The 20,819-nt window shown below is 49.5% G+C and carries 17 protein-coding genes and 1 pseudogene; 11 read left to right on the forward strand and 7 right to left on the reverse strand.

Features of this window, described 5'->3' with window-relative positions; genetic code table 11:
- Positions 1-4: 4 nt before the first annotated feature.
- On the reverse strand, positions 5-1,129 hold the full coding sequence (locus H6F88_RS14280; protein WP_190643511.1) for an AI-2E family transporter: 1,125 nt from the start codon (positions 1,127-1,129) through the stop codon (positions 5-7).
- A 200-nt stretch (positions 1,130-1,329) separates the two neighbouring features.
- Here H6F88_RS14280 and H6F88_RS14285 point away from each other — a divergent pair, with 200 nt between their 5' ends.
- Positions 1,330-2,841 carry a bifunctional diguanylate cyclase/phosphodiesterase gene (locus tag H6F88_RS14285; protein ID WP_190643421.1) on the forward strand — a complete coding sequence of 504 codons (1,512 nt, stop codon included), beginning with the start codon at positions 1,330-1,332 and terminating at the stop codon, positions 2,839-2,841.
- 13 nt (positions 2,842-2,854) lie between these two features.
- On the opposite strand, the gene H6F88_RS14290 is transcribed toward H6F88_RS14285, so the two are convergent.
- Positions 2,855-3,388 (reverse strand): DUF4330 domain-containing protein, encoded by a 534-nt coding sequence (locus H6F88_RS14290; RefSeq protein WP_190643422.1) that lies wholly within the window; start codon positions 3,386-3,388, stop codon positions 2,855-2,857.
- Positions 3,389-3,621: 233 nt separating this feature from the next.
- Between H6F88_RS14290 and H6F88_RS14295 the strand changes: the two genes are divergently transcribed.
- Positions 3,622-4,470, forward strand: a complete 849-nt coding sequence (locus H6F88_RS14295; protein ID WP_190643423.1) for a M48 family metallopeptidase — start codon at positions 3,622-3,624, stop codon at positions 4,468-4,470.
- Positions 4,471-4,573: 103 nt separating this feature from the next.
- On the opposite strand, the gene H6F88_RS14300 is transcribed toward H6F88_RS14295, so the two are convergent.
- Positions 4,574-6,301 (reverse strand): fibronectin type III domain-containing protein, encoded by a 1,728-nt coding sequence (locus H6F88_RS14300; protein WP_190643512.1) that lies wholly within the window; start codon positions 6,299-6,301, stop codon positions 4,574-4,576.
- 769 nt (positions 6,302-7,070) lie between these two features.
- Between H6F88_RS14300 and H6F88_RS14305 the strand changes: the two genes are divergently transcribed.
- From H6F88_RS14305 to H6F88_RS14315, 3 genes are all read left to right on the forward strand, one after another.
- On the forward strand, positions 7,071-8,399 hold the full coding sequence (locus tag H6F88_RS14305) for a hypothetical protein (protein ID WP_190643424.1): 1,329 nt from the start codon (positions 7,071-7,073) through the stop codon (positions 8,397-8,399).
- 62 nt (positions 8,400-8,461) lie between these two features.
- Positions 8,462-9,454, forward strand: a complete 993-nt coding sequence (locus H6F88_RS14310; protein WP_190643425.1) for a pentapeptide repeat-containing protein — start codon at positions 8,462-8,464, stop codon at positions 9,452-9,454.
- A gap of 133 nt (positions 9,455-9,587) precedes the next feature.
- Positions 9,588-11,546, forward strand: a complete 1,959-nt coding sequence (locus H6F88_RS14315) for an ABC transporter ATP-binding protein (protein WP_190643426.1) — start codon at positions 9,588-9,590, stop codon at positions 11,544-11,546.
- A 356-nt stretch (positions 11,547-11,902) separates the two neighbouring features.
- On the opposite strand, the gene H6F88_RS14320 is transcribed toward H6F88_RS14315, so the two are convergent.
- Positions 11,903-12,427 carry a hypothetical protein gene (locus H6F88_RS14320; protein WP_190643427.1) on the reverse strand — a complete coding sequence of 175 codons (525 nt, stop codon included), beginning with the start codon at positions 12,425-12,427 and terminating at the stop codon, positions 11,903-11,905.
- Between the two features lie 105 nt (positions 12,428-12,532).
- Here H6F88_RS14320 and H6F88_RS14325 point away from each other — a divergent pair, with 105 nt between their 5' ends.
- On the forward strand, positions 12,533-13,756 hold the full coding sequence (locus tag H6F88_RS14325) for a homocysteine biosynthesis protein (RefSeq protein ID WP_190643428.1): 1,224 nt from the start codon (positions 12,533-12,535) through the stop codon (positions 13,754-13,756).
- Positions 13,757-13,789: 33 nt separating this feature from the next.
- On the forward strand, positions 13,790-14,965 hold the full coding sequence (locus H6F88_RS14330; protein ID WP_190643429.1) for an AI-2E family transporter: 1,176 nt from the start codon (positions 13,790-13,792) through the stop codon (positions 14,963-14,965).
- Here H6F88_RS14330 and H6F88_RS14335 read toward each other — a convergent pair.
- Together H6F88_RS14335 and H6F88_RS34475 are read right to left on the reverse strand one after the other, a co-directional pair.
- A complete protein-coding gene (locus H6F88_RS14335; RefSeq protein ID WP_190643430.1) occupies positions 14,958-16,073 on the reverse strand; it encodes an aromatic ring-hydroxylating dioxygenase subunit alpha in 1,116 nt (371 codons plus the stop codon). The genes H6F88_RS14330 and H6F88_RS14335 overlap by 8 nt on opposite strands.
- A gap of 473 nt (positions 16,074-16,546) precedes the next feature.
- Positions 16,547-16,660, reverse strand: a pseudogene (locus H6F88_RS34475) (type I restriction endonuclease subunit R); the annotation flags it as partial.
- Positions 16,661-16,846: 186 nt separating this feature from the next.
- On the opposite strand from H6F88_RS34475, the gene H6F88_RS14345 reads away from it, so the two are divergent.
- The 4 genes from H6F88_RS14345 (at position 16,847) to H6F88_RS14360 (ending at position 19,920) form a co-directional block, all read left to right on the forward strand.
- Positions 16,847-17,932: an ABC transporter substrate-binding protein gene (locus H6F88_RS14345; RefSeq protein ID WP_190643432.1), complete on the forward strand. Its 1,086-nt coding sequence runs from the start codon at positions 16,847-16,849 to the stop codon at positions 17,930-17,932.
- 14 nt (positions 17,933-17,946) lie between these two features.
- Complete coding sequence (locus tag H6F88_RS14350; protein WP_190643433.1) at positions 17,947-18,603, forward strand: hypothetical protein; 657 nt, start codon at positions 17,947-17,949, stop codon at positions 18,601-18,603.
- Positions 18,604-18,661: 58 nt separating this feature from the next.
- A complete protein-coding gene (locus H6F88_RS14355; protein WP_190643434.1) occupies positions 18,662-19,432 on the forward strand; it encodes an MBL fold metallo-hydrolase in 771 nt (256 codons plus the stop codon).
- Positions 19,433-19,548: 116 nt separating this feature from the next.
- On the forward strand, positions 19,549-19,920 hold the full coding sequence (locus tag H6F88_RS14360) for an SPOR domain-containing protein (protein WP_190643435.1): 372 nt from the start codon (positions 19,549-19,551) through the stop codon (positions 19,918-19,920).
- Positions 19,921-19,968: 48 nt separating this feature from the next.
- Here H6F88_RS14360 and H6F88_RS14365 read toward each other — a convergent pair whose 3' ends face one another.
- Complete coding sequence (locus H6F88_RS14365) at positions 19,969-20,817, reverse strand: FecR family protein (protein WP_190643436.1); 849 nt, start codon at positions 20,815-20,817, stop codon at positions 19,969-19,971.
- Between the last annotated feature and the right edge of the window lie 2 nt (positions 20,818-20,819).

The following is a 20,819-nucleotide window of genomic DNA, read 5'->3' on the forward strand; positions in this document are numbered from 1 at the left end:
GCTTCTATTTTGTTAAAGCAACAGTTGTTGGACTGTCTGATGTTGGACTGTCTGAGCTGATCCTCGCCTGCCTTTCAGCCGCAAGTTTGGGTTGCAGGTAGAGATTTTCTAACAAAACGGCGGCTCCAGCGACCCAGGGAGGCACAATGATTGCGCCAATGATTCCCAAAACCTGAGTGCCACCTAGTACTGCCAGCAGTTGATACAGCGGATGAACTCCAACTGAACTGCCAACTAGCAACGGGTCTAGCACGTAGGTTTCGACATTTTGAATGATTACAAATAGCAGGAATACCCAGAGCAATGTCCACCAGCCTTGGGAGAGGGCTACAACTAAAGCAGGGACAGCACCCAAAATTGGACCAAGGAAAGGAATCAGGTTGGTGACCCCGGCGATCGCCCCCAAACCCAACGCAAAATCCGACAGTCCAAGAAAGCTCAAGCTAGTGGTAATCACCACTCCTAAAATTGCTGAAACTAGTACTCGCCCACGGATATAGCTACCGATTCGATAGGCAATGGGGTCAACCTGTGCAGCCAGTCGCTCATCCCAAGGCTTTGGCAGGAGGCGAGTCAAACTGTTAATCAAGGTGCGGCTATCGGAAAGCATGTAGCCTGAGACAAATATCGACAGAATTAGGCTAAAAGCTCCACCCACGATCCCTGTAGTCAGACTGTAGGACCGAATTAGTAGCTGCTGACTCGATCGGATCACCCAGGCCGTGATTCCCTGAAAATTGAGAAACTGCTCAATCTGATTGACCAGTTCTGGACGGGTGTTGTTTAGGGTAAACAGCCGATCTTCTACAACAGCGAGTACGTTGTTGATGTAGATGGGCAACTGCCTGATCAGTTGCTCGATCTGGGTAAAGACGGTTGGGCCGATCAAGAGACTGACCCCAGTCAGTCCACCAATCAGGGCGAGGTAAACCAAAACAACTGTGAGCCAGCGAGGAATCCGCCACCGCTCGGCCCAATCCACTACAGGGGCGATCGCCGCTGCCAGCACAACCGAGATCATCAACAGCACGATCAGGCTTCGCAGTTGCCACAGTACGATTAGCAGCGGGATGATCCCAAAAATGAGCAACACGCTCGACAGGGAAATAGAAATACGCTGCTCAGGCACAACTTTCAATCGAACTGCCTCACTGAAACAATACTTTTAATTTTGCCAGGACTTCAAGATTGTATAGGGGTTCGGAAGGGTGAACGGAAAAAGGAAGGGAGAATTTTTGCTCACCCAGGTCTTGCATGTTTATTCACATTTCATTACATTTCGATTAAAAGAAAAAGTTAGTTTACAGTTTTGGCTTATTCTAAATCTTTGTGGTTTCCAACTTATCTGGATTTCCTAATTTAATCCGCTCAACGCTGAGCAACCTGAGTGGCGTTACCGTTTTTTCGCTGCAACCTGTCCTATTAGGTATCTCAGTTGGGGTTGGGCTAGTCTTGTTGCTGCTAAAAGGCATTCTACTGACGCAAATCGTGGGGTTGATTGTGGCAGGGGGAATTCTGCTAGCTTGGCGATCGCACCATGCCGCATTTCGCGATCGCCTCACGGGCTTGCCCAATCGTGCCTTGTTTATGCGGCAGCTAGAGTGCAGCGTTCGGCAAACCAATCAGTACAAGCAAGATGGGTTTGCGGTCCTATTTTTGGATCTTGATCGGTTTAAGTCTGTCAATAAGAAATTAGGTTCTAAGAATGGCGATCGCCTGCTGGTCAAAATTGCCGATCGGCTCAAAACCGGCATCGGCTGCCAGGATTTGCTAGCACGGGTGGGAGGTAATGAATTTGCTATCCTGCTGCGCGAGGTGCAGTCTACCGATCAGGCAAGCTGGGCGGCACATCACCTGCAAGTTCAGCTCAACTTGCCGTTTGAAATTGATGCGCACGAAGTTTGTTTGACGACCAGCATTGGCATTGCGCTCAGCTCGACAGGCTATGTTTGGTCTGACGATCTGCTGCGCGATGCTCAAACGGCAATGTATCACGCCAAAAGTTTGGGACGGGCACGCTATGCCCTGTTTCAGCCGAGTATGCGAGTACAGGCCGTGACGCTGCTGCAAATCGAAACCGACTTGAGGCGAGCCGTAGAGCGACAAGAACTGCGCCTACACTATCAGCCGCTGGTGTCGCTCCAAACAGGTAAGATTACTGGCTTTGAAGCACTAGCTCGGTGGCAGCATCCTAAACACGGACTGATCTCACCAGCGGAATTCATCCCGATCGCTGAGGATAGCGGCTTGATTACCTCAGTTGGCTATTGGGCGATGCTGCAAGCCTGTCAACAACTGCGAACCTGGCAGCAGCAGTTTCCGGCTGATCCACCGATGGTGATCAGCGTTAATCTCTCTAGCAGGCAGTTTGCTCAGCCCAATTTGATCAACCAGGTTGAATGTGTCCTGGCAGAAACCGGGCTAGATGCTCAAACTCTAAAGTTAGAAATCACAGAAAGCATGGTGATGGAGGATATTGAAGCGGCGATCGCTACCCTTGGGCAGATTAAAGCGCTGAATGTACGGTTAGGCATCGACGATTTTGGTACAGGCTATTCTTCGCTCAGTCATCTTTACCGCTTTCCAGCAGACACGCTCAAGGTTGACCAATCTTTTATCAGCCGCATTGGGCTAGACGAGGAAAATAATGAAATCGTTCGTGCCATCGTCACGCTGGCCCACAACTTAGGCATGACCGTGATCGCTGAAGGCATTGAAACTCAAGAACAGTTAGCAATGTTGCGATCGCTGGATTGCGAATACGGGCAGGGCTACCTTTTCTCAGAACCGCTCAGTCACGAAGCTGCCGCAACCCTGATCGCCACATCGCCTTGTTGGTAACTTGTTGGTAAGCTTATTCCTCTAGCACCCGCACGCCCACAACAGAGGTATTGAATCGGTAGGTTGGGCCTTCGACCTCAATCGGCACCCCAATTTTGACCTTGTTGTTACCTAAAACCGGACCATCACTGGTGATTTCGGCATCGCCACCCAGCGTCATCAGCATGTCTACTGTAAAATCTAGCTCCGGTCTGGGGTCATCCAGCGCAGTAACGGAACCATCAGGCTGAGGCGTCGCAACTGTTCTGGGCAAAGTCCGAATTGATTTTATGTCGACTCGTCCAAACGGTTGATTCCGAATAATGATGCTGGTTTCTCCGGCTTCCTCCAGATCTGCCAGCAGACCCTCAGGGTCAGCAACCGTCAACCCTCGCACCATCACATCGACCTCAATCGGCTTGGTGGGAATGCCTAACTGAGCTACAGAGCCAGACGTGCCGGGAAACAGAAAAATACCTGCCACAACTAGCAGAATGATCAGAGCAGCTCCAATGTCCAGGATGCTGAGTTTGCCAAATAATCGACCTTGAGAATCCAGAATAGCCATCAGACGCATCTCAAACTTATGACAGCATTCTGCTTTGGGGCGATCGCCTTAAAAGCCCAAGAACACTGATTTAACACTGGTCAGCCTATCACAACTGGGCATCACTCAACCCCTCAAGCCCAAATTGAATGCCACCAGAAATTTTAGAATGGCAACATAAGTATCCAAGATTTCGTCCTTGCTTTCTAGAACTTTTTAGTAAATCCTTCTACCATTCGCTTCATAAACCTGTTATGTCCCAGCTTCTTTCTCGCCTCTCCTACCAAATTCGTCGGCGCTGGTTTTATGGCTTAATTTCGGTCATCGTATCACTGGGATGCATCATCGGTACACCCCAACCTGGACAAGCAATTCCCTGGCTCGATCTGATTTTTCGCGGAATTCAGGTGATTCAGCTTTCTAGCCTGTCTGATAACCAGGAAGTTACGTTAGGCGGACAGATTAATCAGCAGTTACTTAGCCAACAGTTTAGACGCTACACCAACAGCAGCATTAATGAATACGTGGATGATATTGGGCAGCAATTAGTCCCTAATAGTGGACGCCCTGATATTCCCTATACTTTCCAGGTCGTGAGTGACGATCAGGTGAATGCTTTTGCAACGATGGGTGGCTATGTTTACGTCACCACAGGTTTGATCAAAACTGCAGACAATGAGGCGCAACTAGCCAGCGTCATTGCCCATGAAATTGGTCATATCTCAGAGCGACACGCGGTTCAACAAATGCGGCAGCGGGCGATCGCCTCTGGGGTTGCAAGCGCTGCCGGACTCGACCGCAACACCGCCGTCAACATTGGCGTAGAACTCGCGATCAGCCGGCCTAACAGCCGCCAAGACGAACTCGAAGCAGATGCCGTCGGGCTAGAAACGCTCCGATCAGCAGGCTATGCTCCCAGTGGGATGGTTGCGTTCATGGAAAAACTAATGGGGCAAGGCTCCGTACCGACTTTCCTGAGTACTCACCCCGCAACGGACGCTCGCATTGAGGCACTAGAAGCGGCGATCGATCCAGCAACGGCAAATAGTGGCACTGGCTTAGACAATGCTGCTTACCGAAATCGTATTAGCCCATTGTTGTAATTCTGACTCTTCAAGGCTGAATATTTTGGAGCGTGTCCTGCGTACGCAGGACACGCTCCAAAATATTCAGCTTTATATAGAAAATGACTGGCGACTGATACCCTTACTCTCGACCTTCTGTTAGTGAAAATTCGTCAAACTTGGTTACCCCTTGTTCTGGTTGTTTTGCATCAAAGCGGTAGCTGTCCACAGTTCCCGTCTCCGTATCCAGAATGCTAAAAACGGTGATGTTATTGCTGGAAATGTAGGGCAAGGACTGACCATTGTCTCCCTGTAGGGGAGCAAGGCTAGGAACAACGGGCTGAAGGTTATTTGGATTACCCGTTGCGACATATTCTTCCTGGTAACCAGTAGGCACTGCTCGCTGCTTTTCCTGGTAGGCTCCGTAGGTGTTGCCAACGTTAGAGGATTCCAGGAAATTCATGCCGCTGGCGCTGACAAAACGATTCCACAAATGAGAGTGTCCGTAAAATACAAGCTGAACGCCTGCCTGCTCCAGCAGCGGCACCACATCTCGAATCAGATAGTCTGCCTCTTTGGGATACTCATAGCGCACAGACTGAATGCGCCCCTCAACATCGCGGTCAATGAGTTGCACCGGATCGGTGTAAGCCGGAACGATATTGTCACCCAGGGAATGAGGAGGGTGATGAAACATGACGATTTTGTATTTGGCTTGCTGAAATTCTGGGCTGTTTAGCTCTGACTCCAGCCAGGTATATTGCGGGCTGCCTGGGGCGATCGCCTCAAAAATATGCTGTCCATAGCCCCAGCGAGTCGAGTCATCCAGGTCATCCTGCCGCTCCCGGTATCTGCCTTTAGCATTTGGCTCCAGACTGGGAACGCGCCAAATATTAGTGGCGTATAGCACCACCAGCCGCACATCACCAAAGCTCACAGCGTAATACTTTTCGCCACCCGATTGACTCTCTGGCAGGGTAAAAATCTCTTGATAAATATCTGTATTGAACGTGTTGTCTTTTAGCCACAGTTCGCGGGTCTGTTGCTCTTCAGGGTCAAGCTGCTTCGCGTTTTGAGTATTGCTCTGAGCAGAATTTTGGGTCTTGATTTGAGCATAAAGCTGTTCAGCCGCCTGCTGAGGGTAAGGATCGTTGAACTGCTCGTTTAAGTCAGACTCCATCGAAAATCGACCCATCACCTCATGATTGCCGATCGCCGTAAATAATGGTGCATGTTGAATGATTTCTCCGCCATTGGAGGAAATTTTTAGGTCGTCTTGATCTAGCTGCCGATTGGCGCGTCCCTGGAGGCTAGGAAAAAATGCCCCACCCCGGTTGTCGTCAAACCATTCTGAAGCGCGATCGGGAATATTAATCAGGTCGCCCGCTGCAAACACCGCATCGACTCGCCCGACGGTTTCTACCACCTTTTGCAGATTGGTTGGCGTGAGTGGCATCAACTGGTGATCGGAAGTCAGCAAAATTTTGAGCGGGGTGCCTGCTTGGGGGCGGGCGGCAAGGGTGAACTCGTCGCTGCTAACGGTTCCGATTCCCTCCGTACTCTTCACCCGATAGGGCACCCGAATGTTGGGAGTTAACCCTGTGATTTCAGCTTCGTGTCGCCAAATCTCTCGCATCACTGGCGCGTTGTAAATCTGTCCATCTTCGGTTTGTTCGCCGACCCGAGATTTCTGATCTTCTCGGACTCGGCTCAGTTTAGTGGTGGCTGCGATCGCCGTTTGCTCAAAATTTTCTCCATACTCCACTTGGTGGCGATCGCCCTCAAATTCTGTAAACCAAACTACCTGCACCGAGTTTTCGGTCGGTAGCTGCAAAAACGGATCGGTTAAAAGTCTGGACGTAGAAACCATGAACTGCTGTGTCACTAGACTAACGACCAGGACCCCATAGGACAGAAAGGTCAGCAGGGCGATCGCCATCACTAGAATGCGACCGTTGGAATAGCTAGAAATCCTTAACCTTCTAAGAGAGCGCGTAGTTCTTCCCCCCGGTGGTTTCAACTTCCGCCCTCATCCTACTGCACTAAAGATATAGCTGTAGTCATGAAAATGAAGCTTATAATACCTCTACAATGGGTGTACGTAGGTAGAAGGGTGCGATCGCGAACGGGTTGAGTGTCCGGCTTCAGTCAAAGCTGACAAACGACTTTTAGAAATTAGAGCTAGAAGTGGGAACCAGTTAGCGCTGCTATCCACGAATGATACGTCGTGGTAGCTCTCAAAATTACTTCATACAGGCTGGGCAAAGCGACTGCGTGACCCAGCGAATCTTAGGTGAGCAATAGGTTTCGCGCTGTCTCATCCTGCCCACATCGATAGACTTGTCCAAACAGACTTGTCCGAACGGACTTCTCTGAACGACTTGTCGGATCACTGTTGTAGAAGTTCCGTACGAAAGAAATGTTCTAAGCTCTTCTACACCCAAATTCATCCTCAGGTTCAGTAGTATCTGGGGCAGCTTATTTAAAGATGGTGTAAAGAAAGTGTTTTTAAATCGAATGTAGCTCGATTTGGCGCAGACTGGTCTTGGCATTCTACCTAAAGTTCCCGATAAAATCGGTCTGACGTTGGAAAAAGTGATCAAGTAAATTCTTTTGGTGCATTTTTTCTAGAGGAAACAATGGCAACCCCATGCTCCCTTAATGAAGTCTTACAGGAGTTGGCGCAGGATCAAAACCTGACGCGAATTAAGAAGCTGCTCGTCTATGCCTGTACGGATATCTGGGAGAGCAATCAAGCTCGTCTAGATGAGTTTGACTTGCGAAACTTACTGGAAAGCCTGCTGGACACTGCCCCTACGGTGGAGCAACTCAGGCTTTTCTTGAACGGAGTAGTCAAAACCTTAAACAAGCAAGCAGAATATACGCTAGTCGCCAATGCCATCACCAACGCGCTGAGGAAAGCCTATCCCGACTATGAGCCGCTGCCTCAAGAGGTGTCACTCCAAAGCCATTACCGCAAAATTGCACGGGAGTTAGCTCGCGATCGCGAGCAGCTAGGTATCAAAAAGCTGTTGTTTTGCGCCAGCGGCAACCACTGGGAAAATAATCCAGCAATTCTAGACAATATTGATTTCCTCAATTTAGTTCAGCACATTCACGAACTGGCACCTACGTTAGAAGAGCTAAAAAACGTCCTCTACAGCATCGTTAAGACGCTCAATCGCCAGTCAAAGTACACCCCAATCGCCAACAAAATTGTCGTCACCTTTGGGCCGCTCTACAACGAACTTCTGCCCGATGGCATGGACCAGCCAGAGCCTATTCAAATTACCAATCTGCCCCAGCTTCCTACCTTTCCCTCAAAGCTTACGACTGCTCCCAAATTTAACCCCGACTCCAATCCACAGGTGCTTGAGCAGATCAGGCGCTCTTTTGACTGGTTTGATCTGCGCCTGGAATTAATGAAACAGACCAATCCACTCAGGGCCAAAGTTCTGATCTTTTCCACACTTTATGATCAGTTTGACCAAAATGATGAAAGCTGGACGGCCTTCAAGTTACAAACTCTGGATGACCTCTTGCGTGACCTGTTCCTCAATCATCTCAGCTTGAATGACCTGCAGGTAAAGCTAGAAAATACGGCTAAAGCTTTAGCGGAGCCTGATCAGTACCATCAAGCAGCAGGTGCTATTCTCCGAGCTGCCAAACCCTTTTATGCTGCTGGTCTGCAGCAAATGCAGATACCCAGCTCAACTCAGATGGTCGAGCGATCGCCCCGTTCCACTTCTACAACTCAAATCAACTCCCCACCCCAGCTCCCAATTCAGGGATATCCACCAACTGCACCCGTTGCTGAACCATCTAACCCATTAGACTATCCCCAACCTGGACTAAACTCACCAGTGATTCCTAGCACCATTCTTGACAGTTCGCTAGAGCGACAAAACTCTCATCAACAGGCTTATGAAGCCTTTTTAACCGCAGTTGAAGATCTCTTTAAGAATTAGGCTTAGCCAAAAATCTTTTATTCCAACCAATCAGATTCAACCGTTCTCGGAACACTGCGGACATGAATGCAAGTGAACTGCTCAGTCGATATGCAACTGGTGAAACAAAATTTGTGGGTGCAAACCTATCTGGAGCAGACCTATCAGGTTCAGATTTAATCGGCGTAGACCTGAGCCAAGCAGACTTACACAATGCAATTTTGGTCTTTGCCTATCTCAATCGAGCCACTTTAAGCAAGGCAAACTTGTTGTCTACCCGGTTGAGTGGTGCCAACCTGAGCCAAGCCGACTTAATCGGGGCTAAGTTACGCGATGCCGACCTGCACGGAGCCATGCTGCAAAGTGCCGACCTCCGTAGTGCTGACCTGACCCTGGCGAATTTACTGGATGCCAACCTGATCGATGCAGATTTACGCAACACCAACTTGAGCGGCGCAAACTTGACCGGAGCCTGCCTGCGGGGAGCCAACATGCGCGAAGAAAATCGCCGCTACAGCACCAACCTGCGTGGCGCAAACTTGCGGAAGGCAGACTTGCGCGGCGCAAACCTGACAGGCGCAAATCTCTCTAGAGTTGATTTGCGGGGTGCAAATTTAAGCGAAGCAACACTGCGGGGAGCCGATCTGAGCGAAGCCGATCTGGATGAAGCTAGCTTGAAAGGAGCATTCCTAACCGAAGCAAAGCTGGTGGGCGCAAATCTACGTCGAGCCAACCTGGCAAACGCTAAGCTAGAGCGAGCTGATGCGACCGAAGCTGACCTGGCAGGCGTAAATTTCCAGGGAGCCGTAATGCCGGACATCAAGCTAATCAAAGCAGACTTGAGGCAGGCAATGCTGATCGCAGTTCGGTTAACTCGGGCTGATTTAAGTCGGGCAAACCTCCAGGGGGCCAATCTACGGGAGGCAGAACTGGTTGATGCTTACTTTGCCAGAGCTAATTTGACGAACGCTGATTTAACTAACGCCAACCTGGTCCGGGCAGAGTTAAGCAGCGCCAACCTGATGGGGGCAGACTTGAGAGGCGCAACGTTGCCCGATGGCAGGGTATATGACTAGAGGGATGAAGGATGGGAATGGAAAGTAGTACTGTCTACTGCCCCCAACAAAACATACCTAAATTAACAGCACAAACCAGTTGACACTGTTAAGATCCATCTAAATTTCGTGTGCTGACTTTTGTTTGATTCCCATGAGTGACACTATTCTCGACGTTCGCAATCTCCAGGTGCAGTTTCGCGCAGAAGATCGCCTGGTTAAAGCGGTTGATGGCATCTCATTTACAGTACAGCGTGGTCAAACCCTGGGAATTGTGGGCGAATCGGGGTCGGGCAAGTCAGTCACCTCCCTTGCTGTAATGGGGTTAATTCCCTGCCCACCCGGTCGGGTGACGGGCGGCGAAATCTGGTTTCGCAACCTGGAAGAGGATGCAGCACCCATCAATCTGTTGGCTTTAGCTCCAGAACAGATGCAGCGATATCGCGGCGGAGCGGTGTCAATGATTTTTCAGGAACCGCTGAGTTCGCTGAATCCGGTTTTTACCTGTGGGTTTCAGTTGATTGAGGCGATTCGGCAGCATGAGGATATTCCTGTGCCAGAGGCGCGGCGTAGGGCAATTAATTTGCTGCAAGAGGTAAAGCTGTTGCCCAGCGATGAGGAACTCAAGCAGCGCTGTCTGGAGGAATGGCAGAAAAAAGTTGCGGATGTGCCCGTCCGAGCAGGACGAGCTTCAGCACCCGTGGCTGAGCAGCCTTCGGAACGGGAAATTTTACAGGAAATAAACCGGCAGAAGCACGCGATTTTAGAACGCTATCCGCATGAGCTATCGGGTGGGCAGATCCAGCGGGTGATGATTGCAATGGCGATCTCTTGCAACCCTTCGCTGCTGATTGCGGATGAGCCAACTACAGCGCTGGATGTGACGGTGCAGGCAACCATTCTCGACCTGCTGCGAGAGTTGCGCGATCGCCGCGGCATGTCGATGATTTTCATTACTCACGACCTCAGCATCATTGCCGAAATTGCTGATACGGTTGCTGTGATGTATCAGGGCAAGATCGTCGAATGCGGCTCTGTCTGGCAAATTTATTCTGACCCGCAACATCCTTACACCAGAGGACTTCTAACTTGTCGTCCGCAACCGAACCGGCGTCTGCGCTATTTGCCCACCATCTCGGATTTCATGGAAGTCACCACCACACCTACAGGTGAGCCGATCATTCGAGAAAAGTCGCTGGACGTGAATCAGGCTTTGCGGATGAATGCTGAGGTCAGCGAAGCAGACATCAACCAGCGCTTAAGTGAGTTGCAGCGGCAAGACGCTCTCGTTTCGGTGCAAAATCTGCAAGTTGGGTTTCCTCTGCGCGGCATGTTTGGGCAGACTCAGCGCTACATGATGGCGGTGAATGACGTTTCCTTTAATATCTATCGGGGTGAAACGCTGGGGTTGGTGGGCGAGTCAGGCTGCGGCAAAACTACCCTGGCCCGAACGCTGCTGCGACTGGTAAAGCCGATGAGCGGTCAAATCTTCTTTGAAGGGCGAGATGTGCTAAAGCTGGGCGCAAAGCAGTTGCGGCAACTGCGCCGGGATATGCAAATTATCTTTCAAGACCCTTTCAGTTCGCTCGACCCACGTATTTCGATTGGCGAAGCGGTGATGGAGCCGCTGAAGATTCACTCAATCGGCGCAAGTCGTCGCAACCAGCGAGAACGAGTGGCAGATTTGCTGGCAAGGGTAGGACTAGACCCTCAGTGCATCGATCGCTATCCCCATGAGTTTTCTGGCGGACAGCGACAGCGGATCTGCATTGCCCGTGCCCTAGCGCTGAATCCTAAGTTCATCATTTGCGATGAGTCGGTGTCTGCGCTGGATGTGTCAGTGCAAGCGCAGGTGCTAAACCTGCTGAAGGATTTGCAGCAGGAGTTTGGACTCACTTACATCTTCATCTCCCATGATTTGGCGGTGGTGAAGTTCATGAGCGATCGCATCATGGTAATGAACCGAGGCAAGATTGAGGAAATGGGACCCGCCGACCAAATCTACCGATCACCCCAGCAACCCTATACGCGTCAACTGATTTCAGCCATTCCGCTGGGCGATCTGGAGCATATTCGCGATCGCCAAGCAAAACGGGGTATCGCAGTCAACTAGTCGCTTAGGCAATCCTGACCGGAGTTAGCATAAACATAGACCCACTCGGCATTGCTGAAGAATACGATGATGCTTCTTGCCTAACCCGACAAATTACTCAAACTGACTGACAGCTTGGAAGGAGAAGATATCATTCCAGGCTTCACGCTGTCTGTAGCAGAACTGTTTACTAGACTTCCTGCGTGAATGGTAGCGCGGCTCCGCCGCGCTACCATTCACGCTTCAAAAAGTGATTCATGCAGGAGGTCTACTGAGCTAGATTTCTAGTTGTTACCGCTTCATTTCAACCAGCTACAAATGAAAGAGGTGGAGGCGCATAACGCCTCCACCTCTCTGTAGGAGATTTCCTTGCCCCGTTAATTTGAAAGTGCGACGTACAGCAGAAAACCAGTGAGAACACCGTAGGCGCAAGCCAGAAATGCTTCGAAAGAAATTCGATTAGAAATCGACAAAATCATGCTGAGCGTGAATGAAAATAGCATTTCCGCGACTGGAATATCATTTCCTCCATCTCGCCACAGTGCCGACAAAATGAACAGTGCCAGCGTCCATAGGGCAAACACGAAGTAGATATTGAATGTGGGAATGATGCGAGGGGGCTGCAGAAGCGGTGTGAAGTAAGTGATGTAGGAAATCACGATCAAGGGCAGGGCACCCGCACACAAACTCTGAATTCCCTGTCCTAAACTAATCGAAAAGGCTTCAACAATGAAGCTAATGAGAAAACCTGCGATGACACCAATACAGAGTGCGATCGCCAAAAAGCTCAGAACTCGTAAGAGTAGCCGAGGTCTCTGGTGGGGACCTTCACTTCCAGTCTCGTCTCGTCTTTTTCTCCCAACCCTGTTTAGTTTTCTCCCAACTCCGTTCGGTTTTACCATGCCTTGACCTGCATTGCTCTGCAGAATTGTGATAAAGCTATTGCACAGAGTGTCCTCTTTTGACTCTGCATTTACAACTGCCTCAAGGAATAAGCCGCTTTACTCATGCGTACCGTTAATGAAATTAATCACAAAATCAAGCAACAACAGGCAGTCGTTTGGACGGTTGAAGAACTCAAGGTGCGAGTTAAAGAAGTAGGCGTGACTCAGGCAGCTAAAGAAGTGGACGTAGTAACCACCGGCACCTTTGAGCCGATGGAGTCTTCAGGCGCGGTACTCAACCTGGGACACACTGATCCGCCGATCAAGATTCGTCAATGTTGGATGGATGGGGTGCTAGCTTATTCTGGGTTTGGCGCGGTTGACCTGTATTTGGGCGCAACCCAAATGACAGAATACTCTAGCATGGGCGAATTGGCTGACGCAGATGAGCGCGATTCTCGCTCCCGTAATGCAGTGCGCGATCGCGGCGGCGGTCATGTCATCGCCGACCTGATTGCGGGCAAACCGGTTCATCTACGGGCGATCGGGCAGGTCACTGACTGCTACTCTCGCGCTTCTCTGGAAACGACGATTACCCGCGAAACGATCAATCAGTTTTATTTGTATAACCCGCGCAACGTCTACCAAAATTTTATCGTTGGGGTGAATGGAGGCGATCGCCCTCTCTTCACCTACTTAGGTCCACTCCAACCGCAGCTAGCAAATGCTGTTTATTCCAACCCTGGGGCTGTTTCCCCGTTGCTGAATGACCCCGACTTGAAGCTGATTGGCATTGGCACTCGCGTCTTCCTGGGCGGTGGTGAAGGCTATGTTGCCTGGGAAGGCACTCAGCACTTTCCGCTACAAAAGCGCTTGCCTAACCGTACCCCTATTGGACCTGCCGCTACCCTGGCCCTGATCGGCGATGCAAAACAGATGAGTCCCCGTTGGGTTAAAGGCTGTTATTTCAAAAGCTACGGACCGTCGATCATGATTGGCGTAGGCATTCCGCTACCCGTTTTGAATGAGGAAGTCGTCGTTCGCTGTGCTGTTCAGGATCAAGACCTGGTAGCTCCTGTGGTAGACTTCTCGATTCCGCGACGAGTTCGTCCTACGTTCGGGTTGGTTAGCTATGCTCAGCTGAAAACGGGTCGTCTCACCATTGACGGTAAAAGTGTAAGAGTTGCTCCTCTTGCCAGTATCTTTTTGTCGCGGCAGGTCGCACTAGAGCTAAAGCAATGGATAGAAGCCGGAAAGTTCACTCTAACTGAGTCTGTGGCCCCTATTCCAATGGATAGAACTTTTTTGGCGCAGGATCAACTTGGCGCTCAGGTGAGTCTAGAGTAATAGATCTAGAATTGAGTTTTTATATTGAAAATAATGGATCGTTTATTTACGCCACTACAGCGACTTCTCATCACTTGGGCGCTGATTTTAATTACAGGATGGATGACCCTCAATGCATTGAGGTATTTTAGTGAGTTAATCAGCATCTTGGTGACGGCTGGGTTAATTGCCTTTTTGCTCAACTATCTGGTTGCAAGACTGCATACCCTCATGCCGCGTGGACTCGCTGCTGGACTGGTCTACCTGCTTGCTGGAGCTGCCGTTGGGCTAATTGGAGTTACGATCGCCCCTCCTGTTCTGACTCAAGCACAACAACTCATCGTCGACTCACCAGAACTCATCGCCTCTGGGCAACAACAATTAGAAGGGCTGCAAAACTGGAGCAAGGTTCACCAAATACGATTTGCAATTCCGCTATTGCAGGAGCAGCTTTTGACTGAGCTACAGGGTCAAGCTGAAACCATTGCGTCTAGTGGGGTAGGGCTACTGTTAGGCACATTTAACTGGGTAGTAGATCTGATTCTGATTCTGGTGATCTCGTTTTACATGTTGCTTGATGGAGAGCGACTGTGGAACGGTGTCACCAGTTTTTTTGCGCCCCCCATTCAAGAATACCTGACAGACTCCTTTCGGCGTAATTTGCAGCGGTTCTTTTCAGGGCAACTGTTGTTAGGGCTGTTTATGGCAGTCACGTTATCACTCTCGTTTTGGTGGTTGCGGGTTCCATTTTTCCTGGTGTTTGCCACATTTATTGGCTTGATGGAAGTGATTCCCTTCATTGGCGCAACCTTGGGAATTGTGGTGGTGGGACTGGTGGTGGCTTTTATTGATTGGTGGTTGGCAGTGCAGGTTGTGGGAACGGCGATCGCCCTTCAACAAGTCAAAGATAACTTGCTTGCACCGCGCATTCTGGGCAACCTGACAGGACTGAGCCCCACTATTGTGTTACCTGCATTGCTGGTGGGTGGCAAAGTTGGCGGGTTATTGGGCGTAATTTTGGCAATTCCGCTGGCAGGAATGGTGAAAACGATCGCAGAACTATTGCTCGACCCAACCTTGCCGCCGCAAACAGGGGCTTTTTTCGTCAATCCGCTTGACCCCGATGAGCCTAACACCAAGCTTGAGTGCATCCTTGACCCCGAAGCCTGTGAAGCAGATTCTGAAGAATTAGAAGAATTAATGGATAGCGAAGTTGCCCCAATCACTTAGAATCTACAGTTTGAGTCAAGTGCCGCATGACTAATTCTTGAAACAAGTGAGTTCCCACTTCACGAGTGGGCGATAGCCGACCAGGACGATAGCCTGAGGACTGGATGCGTTTTTGAATTGCAGGCAACAGCCGCAGATCTTCTTGCTGAATGTTGTCAAAAAACTGAATCAGTGGCTCCAAATTTTGGGGTGATTTTGCGGCTTCTGTATCTGGCACCAGCCAATCCCAACGAATACGAGTGCGCGATCGCCCCTGTGGCTCAATCAGGTAAATAATTGCAATCCAGGGACGAATAATCCAGGCAAAATTAGGAAACAGACTAACGGTCCATTTACCGTGTTTCTCCACGTCTCCTAATCCTGAAAAGATCAGATCTGCGTCCATTGAGTAGTACTCATCATCGGGTGGGAAAGGGGCGTACTGTAAATAGTAGTGATGTCTGGCTTCAGCTTTTGTCGCTTTATAGTATTTGGCAATGCTGGAGTGAACCGAAAACTCGTGATAACTTTCCACGTTGTTTTCTACATACAGCTTCCAGTTTGTATCGGTGTAGTAGTCAACGCTGTGAACTCTCGCCCATTCATTAAACTGGTAAGACTTAAATAACTCTGGCAATTCCCCTAACTGAGTCCCCAAAGGGGGCGCATGCAAGTCAAGGTTGACAAAAATAAATGGTCCCCATGTATCAACCTGGATGGGTGTTAGCGCCTGATCTGCCCAACTAAAATTCTCTGCCTCTTGCATATCAGGAATGCCTTTGAGATTGCCCTCCAAGTCAAAGCTCCAGGCATGATAAAGGCAAGTGAGACGGTTACATTTGCCGCTGTCTGTGGCTAAAGGTGCAGCACGATGAGGGCAAACGTTAAAGAATCCGCGCAGGTTGTTTGACTGATCTTGCACAATGATCAAGGGCTGTTCGGCAAGCTCTACCGTAAAGTATGAACCTGCACCCTGAAGCTGATTCACATGTCCGACATAGCACCAGGTTTTGCCGAAGATCAGCCTTTGTTCTAACTGATAAATTGTTTCAGAGGTGTATAGTTCTGCGGGAAGAGTTATGGCTTCTGTATGTAAGGATTGAGGCTGCCAGGTATTAAGACTGTGCATGGTGCGATCGCCCTCTCAAAACTTTCTTCTAATCTAGTCACGAGAGAGAAAGATTACTGCTTTATTGATTACGAATTGCGTACTACGAAAAACAACGCTATTAGAAACAAACTATCCGTAAATTTCAGGAAGGCGATCGCATTCACAAGGTTGTGATTACCAACAGAGCCTCTTGAAACTGCAACAGAAGGCAATGACTACCCAACGAAGCAGTTCTGAACCCCAACAAAAGCACTCTGAGTGACTTGAATCGCTTCCCGAGACCTAATTGAGCAGTTCTGAACTGTAATGAAGGCACTTTGAGTGACTTGAATCATACGCTGATTTGTAATGAAGGAGCTGAGAGGCGATCGCAAGGTATTGATTCGGAGCAGATTTTACGAGTATGAGCGATCGCCCCTACCTTCCTGCTTCCCCAATCACCTGCCCAATCCGCTTCAAAATCTGCAAAGCTGCATAGAGTTCCTGGCTTGAGGTAAACGGGTCTGCCATTCTAAGAAAAATGCCTCGTCTTCCATCCGCGACAGTTGAAATCGTCGTTCTGCCTCGGCAATTGTTGTAATAGCTTCAGTAATGGCAATTGACATTGGAGCATGAATACAGAATTATGCTCATGCTATCAAACCTGATTCTATGACAACCGTAATATTCAAACGGCAAACTGTAGTTTCCCTAACATTTTCTCTCGACAGAATCAGCTTAATTAGTCCCTATCACTGCTTCGGACACATCCCAGGTGTGATTCAGGCACTCAAGAGAGGAGCGTAGCAAGAATGGGACAAAAGCCACAGATTTTTACTCGTCGTCTTAGTCGTCGTCAAGCGATGTATCTGATGGGTGGCTTTGCCGGAGGGATGACCCTTCATGCTTGCGCCCAGTCTACACCAACGACCTCAGAAGCGTCTTCTGAAGCAACAGACACTGCCAGCGCACCAGCAGAACCCGTTGCGGCTTCTACAGGCAGCACGCTCTGGATTGGCTACTCGCCCCTGTATGTAGCCTTGGAAAAAGGCTTTTTTGAAGAAGGTGGCTTAGATCTTACCTACAACGTGTTTAGTGCCAGCGCAGAAGCAGATGCGGCGTTTGCCTCAAACCAAATTCAGGGGCAAAACAACGTCACCTCCGAAGCAGTAGCATTAGCGGCAAAAGGACAGGATTATCGCATTATCCAAGTTGCAGACTCTTCACTAGGGGGAGATGGAATTCTAGCCCGCAATAGCATTGCCGATATTGCTGCGTTTAAGGGGAAAGAAATTGCAGTTGAAATAGGTGCGGTCAGTCACTTTTTCTTGCTTCAAGTGTTAGAAGAAGCGGGTTTGACCGCTGATGATGTGACGATTTTGAATGTCACGCCCGATGCAGCAGCGGCGGCTTATCAGGCAGGTCAAATTGATATTGCCGTGACCTATTCTCCCTTCTTAAAGCAAGCCAATGATGCTCAGTCGGATGGACGAATTATCTATGACACCTCCAAGATGCCAGCCGCTATTTTGGATGTGTACATCTTTAGTCCTCAATTCTTGGAGGAAAATCCGACTGCGGGCGAGGCTTTTGTAAGCGGGATTTTCAAAGGCATCGAGTTTTTGAAAACCAATTCTGACGAAGCGTATGCGATTGTGGGCGATCGCCTAGAGCTAGCGCCAGAAGACGTTGGAACTGAGCTAAAAGGGGTTGACCTGACCAGTTTAGAAAAGAATATTGAAATGCTGAGCAACCCTGATAGCGACATCTACTTAGCAAAACACTTACAGTCTTTAGGTGAGTTTTTGGTCACACAAGAACAAATTCCGGAGGCTCCTGCGGATCTGGAGGCGCGGCTTGAGCCAAAATATGTACAAGCACTTCAAACCAGCAGCTAGAAACGAAAGAGATTGTGCTATTTGAGGAACCGGAAAATCAACCTGTAGAACAATGGCGCGGAATTGGGTCTATAGATCGAATCCATTCTGTAGTTCTTGTTCGAGCATCAGTTGAGGCAGTTGCACAATTCCTCAACCAGGAGAAGAAAGTAATTTTCTGGAAGCGTGATGTCTACGCAGACAACGTGGATATCAGGCATAGAGGCTTGCTGATTCTTCAATTGCGAGGAAACGATTGGACACTAATTCATAATTTAGGTTGGATCGACAGATGTAATGAGCAGGATGCTCAAGCGCTTTCTGATTCTCTGCAAACTTGTGCAATGTACTATCAAGTAAGTGATAGCAGCGAGCGCCTTGGATATCAGTTTTTTCAAAACGGTAAGCTCTTAGAAATCCTGCTTTTTGATGAGAACGGCAACACATTTCAGTCTCAATTGCGATCGCTGACAATTGAAGATATTGAGACTGAAGATAGGGACAAATATGACTTCACAGATTCCTTCCTGCGAGAACAAGGTATTTACATTCTCGATTTAAACCCTATGACTTACCTAGATGGCGGTCAGCCTGTCATTCTGACAATAGCTGCCACTGCGCCCTGGGGCAAGAAAATTCTCCTTGAAAAGTCGCATCTGGAGCGGGTTGATTACATAGTGCTAAAGGCTTGAGTACAAGCTTGACTTCTCACTGTTTTTTTAAACATCCTTTACACCTCGAAAAATTATTGTGTCAACCTTAAAACCTGTCTGTGAAAGCTGGTTTGCTACCGAAAAGATTAATGACTGGCTCTATCTGATCAGCGAGCCTCACTATTACTGGTGGAATCGAGCCAATTTGTGGCTGATCAAAGGTCAGAAGCAGGACTTGCTAATTGATACGGGGCTTGGCGTTTCTAGCTTGCGTCAGCACATTGCTTCGCTGATCGATAAGCCGTTGTTGGCGATCGCCTCTCACATTCACTTTGATCACGCAGGTGGAATGCATGAGTTTGACCACCGGGCCATTCATGCAGCAGAGGCAAAAGCCCTGGAAACGGGAGATGACCACGAAGCGCTTTGTACTGCTGAGCAAGGCTGGGTGTTAGAAGAACACTTTGAGCAACTGCCCCATGCTGATTTCACCGTGACTCAATACACGCTTCATGCGGCTGAGCCAACTCAGGTTTTGAAAGAGGGGGATGTGCTGGATCTGGGCGATCGCGCCTTTGAGGTGCTGCATTTGCCAGGACATTCACCGGGCTGTATTGGGTTGTACGATGCTAAGTCTCAAGATCTGTTTTCAGGTGATGTGGTTTATGACGGCGAACTGTTAGACCAACTCCATTGCAGCCACATTCCGACTTACATCCAGACCTATGAGCGGCTGCAAAGACTTCCGGTTGACACTGTTTATCCAGGTCACTACAGCATTTTTGGGCGATCGCGCTATCAGCAAATCACGGTGGAGTATCTAGAGGCTAAACGTAAACCTGGCTGTCCTGCAGAGCAGCGTTTATAAGGGCGTTTCTTTAAACAGATGGAAGGGCACCCCGCGGAGCGGGGTGCCCTTCCATCTGTAGCCCTAATTTTTGGAATTGGTATAAAGGTAGAACGCACTTACTCTGCCTCTGGTCTATGATCCACAAAACTTTGCATGGATTGCTTGCGATCGCTGCATTCAGTTGTTTGTCTGGGCTATTTACAGCGACCGTGCAGGCTCAAACTGCTGAGTCGGTCTGTGCAACAAGCAGTAGCTTTAACACGACACAGCAGGGAAATGTGATTGTGTTGGGGCGATCGCCTACCTCTCGGTATGTAGTGGTTGTGCCTGCACGCCGAGATAATACCCTGAATGTGGTGCGGCAGTGTGTACCTGATGCATTTCTAGCAGATTCACGATTAGGGGACTATGTGCAGGCGGGGGCATTTCCCAATCGTTCTAGTGCAGAGAACCTATCGCGAGTACTGCGATCGCGAGGACTGGACGCACGAGTCGCTTACTTTTGATCTAGGCAGGGTCTACACATTCATGATCTGCGATTGAAATGCTCTGTGTTAGGGAATCAACAATTGATAAACTTGCTGTTTGCCCAGCGGAGTTGTGACGACAGCCTCAATGCTTCTGTTGGCAGGTAGAGGAACGGTTACATCAAAATTGCCCTGGCGATCGAGCACCAACGGTTCATTCTCAATTTGCACTAAATTTACCGGGTCAACCTGACCAGCAATGCGGGCAGTTCGGTTTGGTTCTGCGGTAAGCTGGCGCAAATCTAAACCTGGATCATCTCTCAAGGGCACCGGAGGCGAAGGCGGTTCACCTGGAATGACCAGACTTTGAAATCCTGCATTCACAGCAACCGACTGTCCTTGAGCAGAAGCAACGACCCCTCCCTCTAAGGTCACTACCCCTGTTTTACCGTCGGGCTGAACACTCACGCCAAAATCAGTTCCCCGAACGCCGCTCACGCCTGCAGGTGTTTGAATTTCTAACCTGGAGTCAGGATTAGTCAATCGCCGCACTTGTAAACGGGCTTGCCCACCTAAAACCTGAAGTTGCGTAATTCGACCGCCGCTGTTTGTCGCTTCCAGGCTTTGCACCCGCAAGGTCGTGTTTTCCGAAACGTTGACGAACCCAATCCCTGTATCTACCGCTAATACGGCATTTGCTCCCTGTCCCGTGCGGATTGTTTCACCTACGGCTTGTAACCTCGTGCCCACCCTGGCGTTGCGGGAATTTTGCCCCTGTTGATAAGTGACTGTCCCTGTCGCTTCGCGCACCTCTAGCCAGCGATCTACCCGAACCTGGAGAGACTGGGCGTCTACCTGTCTTGCTGCATCAGGGAAGCTTAGTGCTAGCAGCAAACCTAAGGGCAGCCAACCTAAGGGCAGCCAATATTTTTTCATTG

Origin of the sequence: Oculatella sp. FACHB-28 (assembly GCF_014696015.1) — a bacterium.
Classification (GTDB): Bacteria; Cyanobacteriota; Cyanobacteriia; order Elainellales; family Elainellaceae; genus JAAUTN01.

Bases quoted from the DNA above. Each gene is read 5' to 3' on its own strand.
- H6F88_RS14315 (WP_190643426.1), top strand. From the start codon at position 9,588: ATGAGTGACACTATTCTCGACGTTCGCAATCTCCAGGTGCAGTTTCGC.
- H6F88_RS14325 (WP_190643428.1), top strand. From the start codon at position 12,533: ATGCGTACCGTTAATGAAATTAATCACAAAATCAAGCAACAACAGGCA.
- H6F88_RS14345 (WP_190643432.1), top strand. From the start codon at position 16,847: ATGGGACAAAAGCCACAGATTTTTACTCGTCGTCTTAGTCGTCGTCAA.
- H6F88_RS14330 (WP_190643429.1), top strand. From the start codon at position 13,790: ATGGATCGTTTATTTACGCCACTACAGCGACTTCTCATCACTTGGGCG.
- H6F88_RS14295 (WP_190643423.1), top strand. From the start codon at position 3,622: ATGTCCCAGCTTCTTTCTCGCCTCTCCTACCAAATTCGTCGGCGCTGG.
- H6F88_RS14310 (WP_190643425.1), top strand. From the start codon at position 8,462: ATGAATGCAAGTGAACTGCTCAGTCGATATGCAACTGGTGAAACAAAA.
- H6F88_RS14365 (WP_190643436.1), bottom strand. From the start codon at position 20,817: ATGAAAAAATATTGGCTGCCCTTAGGTTGGCTGCCCTTAGGTTTGCTG.
- H6F88_RS14300 (WP_190643512.1), bottom strand. From the start codon at position 6,301: ATGGTTTCTACGTCCAGACTTTTAACCGATCCGTTTTTGCAGCTACCG.
- H6F88_RS14305 (WP_190643424.1), top strand. From the start codon at position 7,071: ATGGCAACCCCATGCTCCCTTAATGAAGTCTTACAGGAGTTGGCGCAG.
- H6F88_RS14320 (WP_190643427.1), bottom strand. From the start codon at position 12,427: ATGGTAAAACCGAACGGAGTTGGGAGAAAACTAAACAGGGTTGGGAGA.
- H6F88_RS14290 (WP_190643422.1), bottom strand. From the start codon at position 3,388: ATGGCTATTCTGGATTCTCAAGGTCGATTATTTGGCAAACTCAGCATC.
- H6F88_RS14360 (WP_190643435.1), top strand. From the start codon at position 19,549: ATGATCCACAAAACTTTGCATGGATTGCTTGCGATCGCTGCATTCAGT.
- H6F88_RS14335 (WP_190643430.1), bottom strand. From the start codon at position 16,073: ATGCACAGTCTTAATACCTGGCAGCCTCAATCCTTACATACAGAAGCC.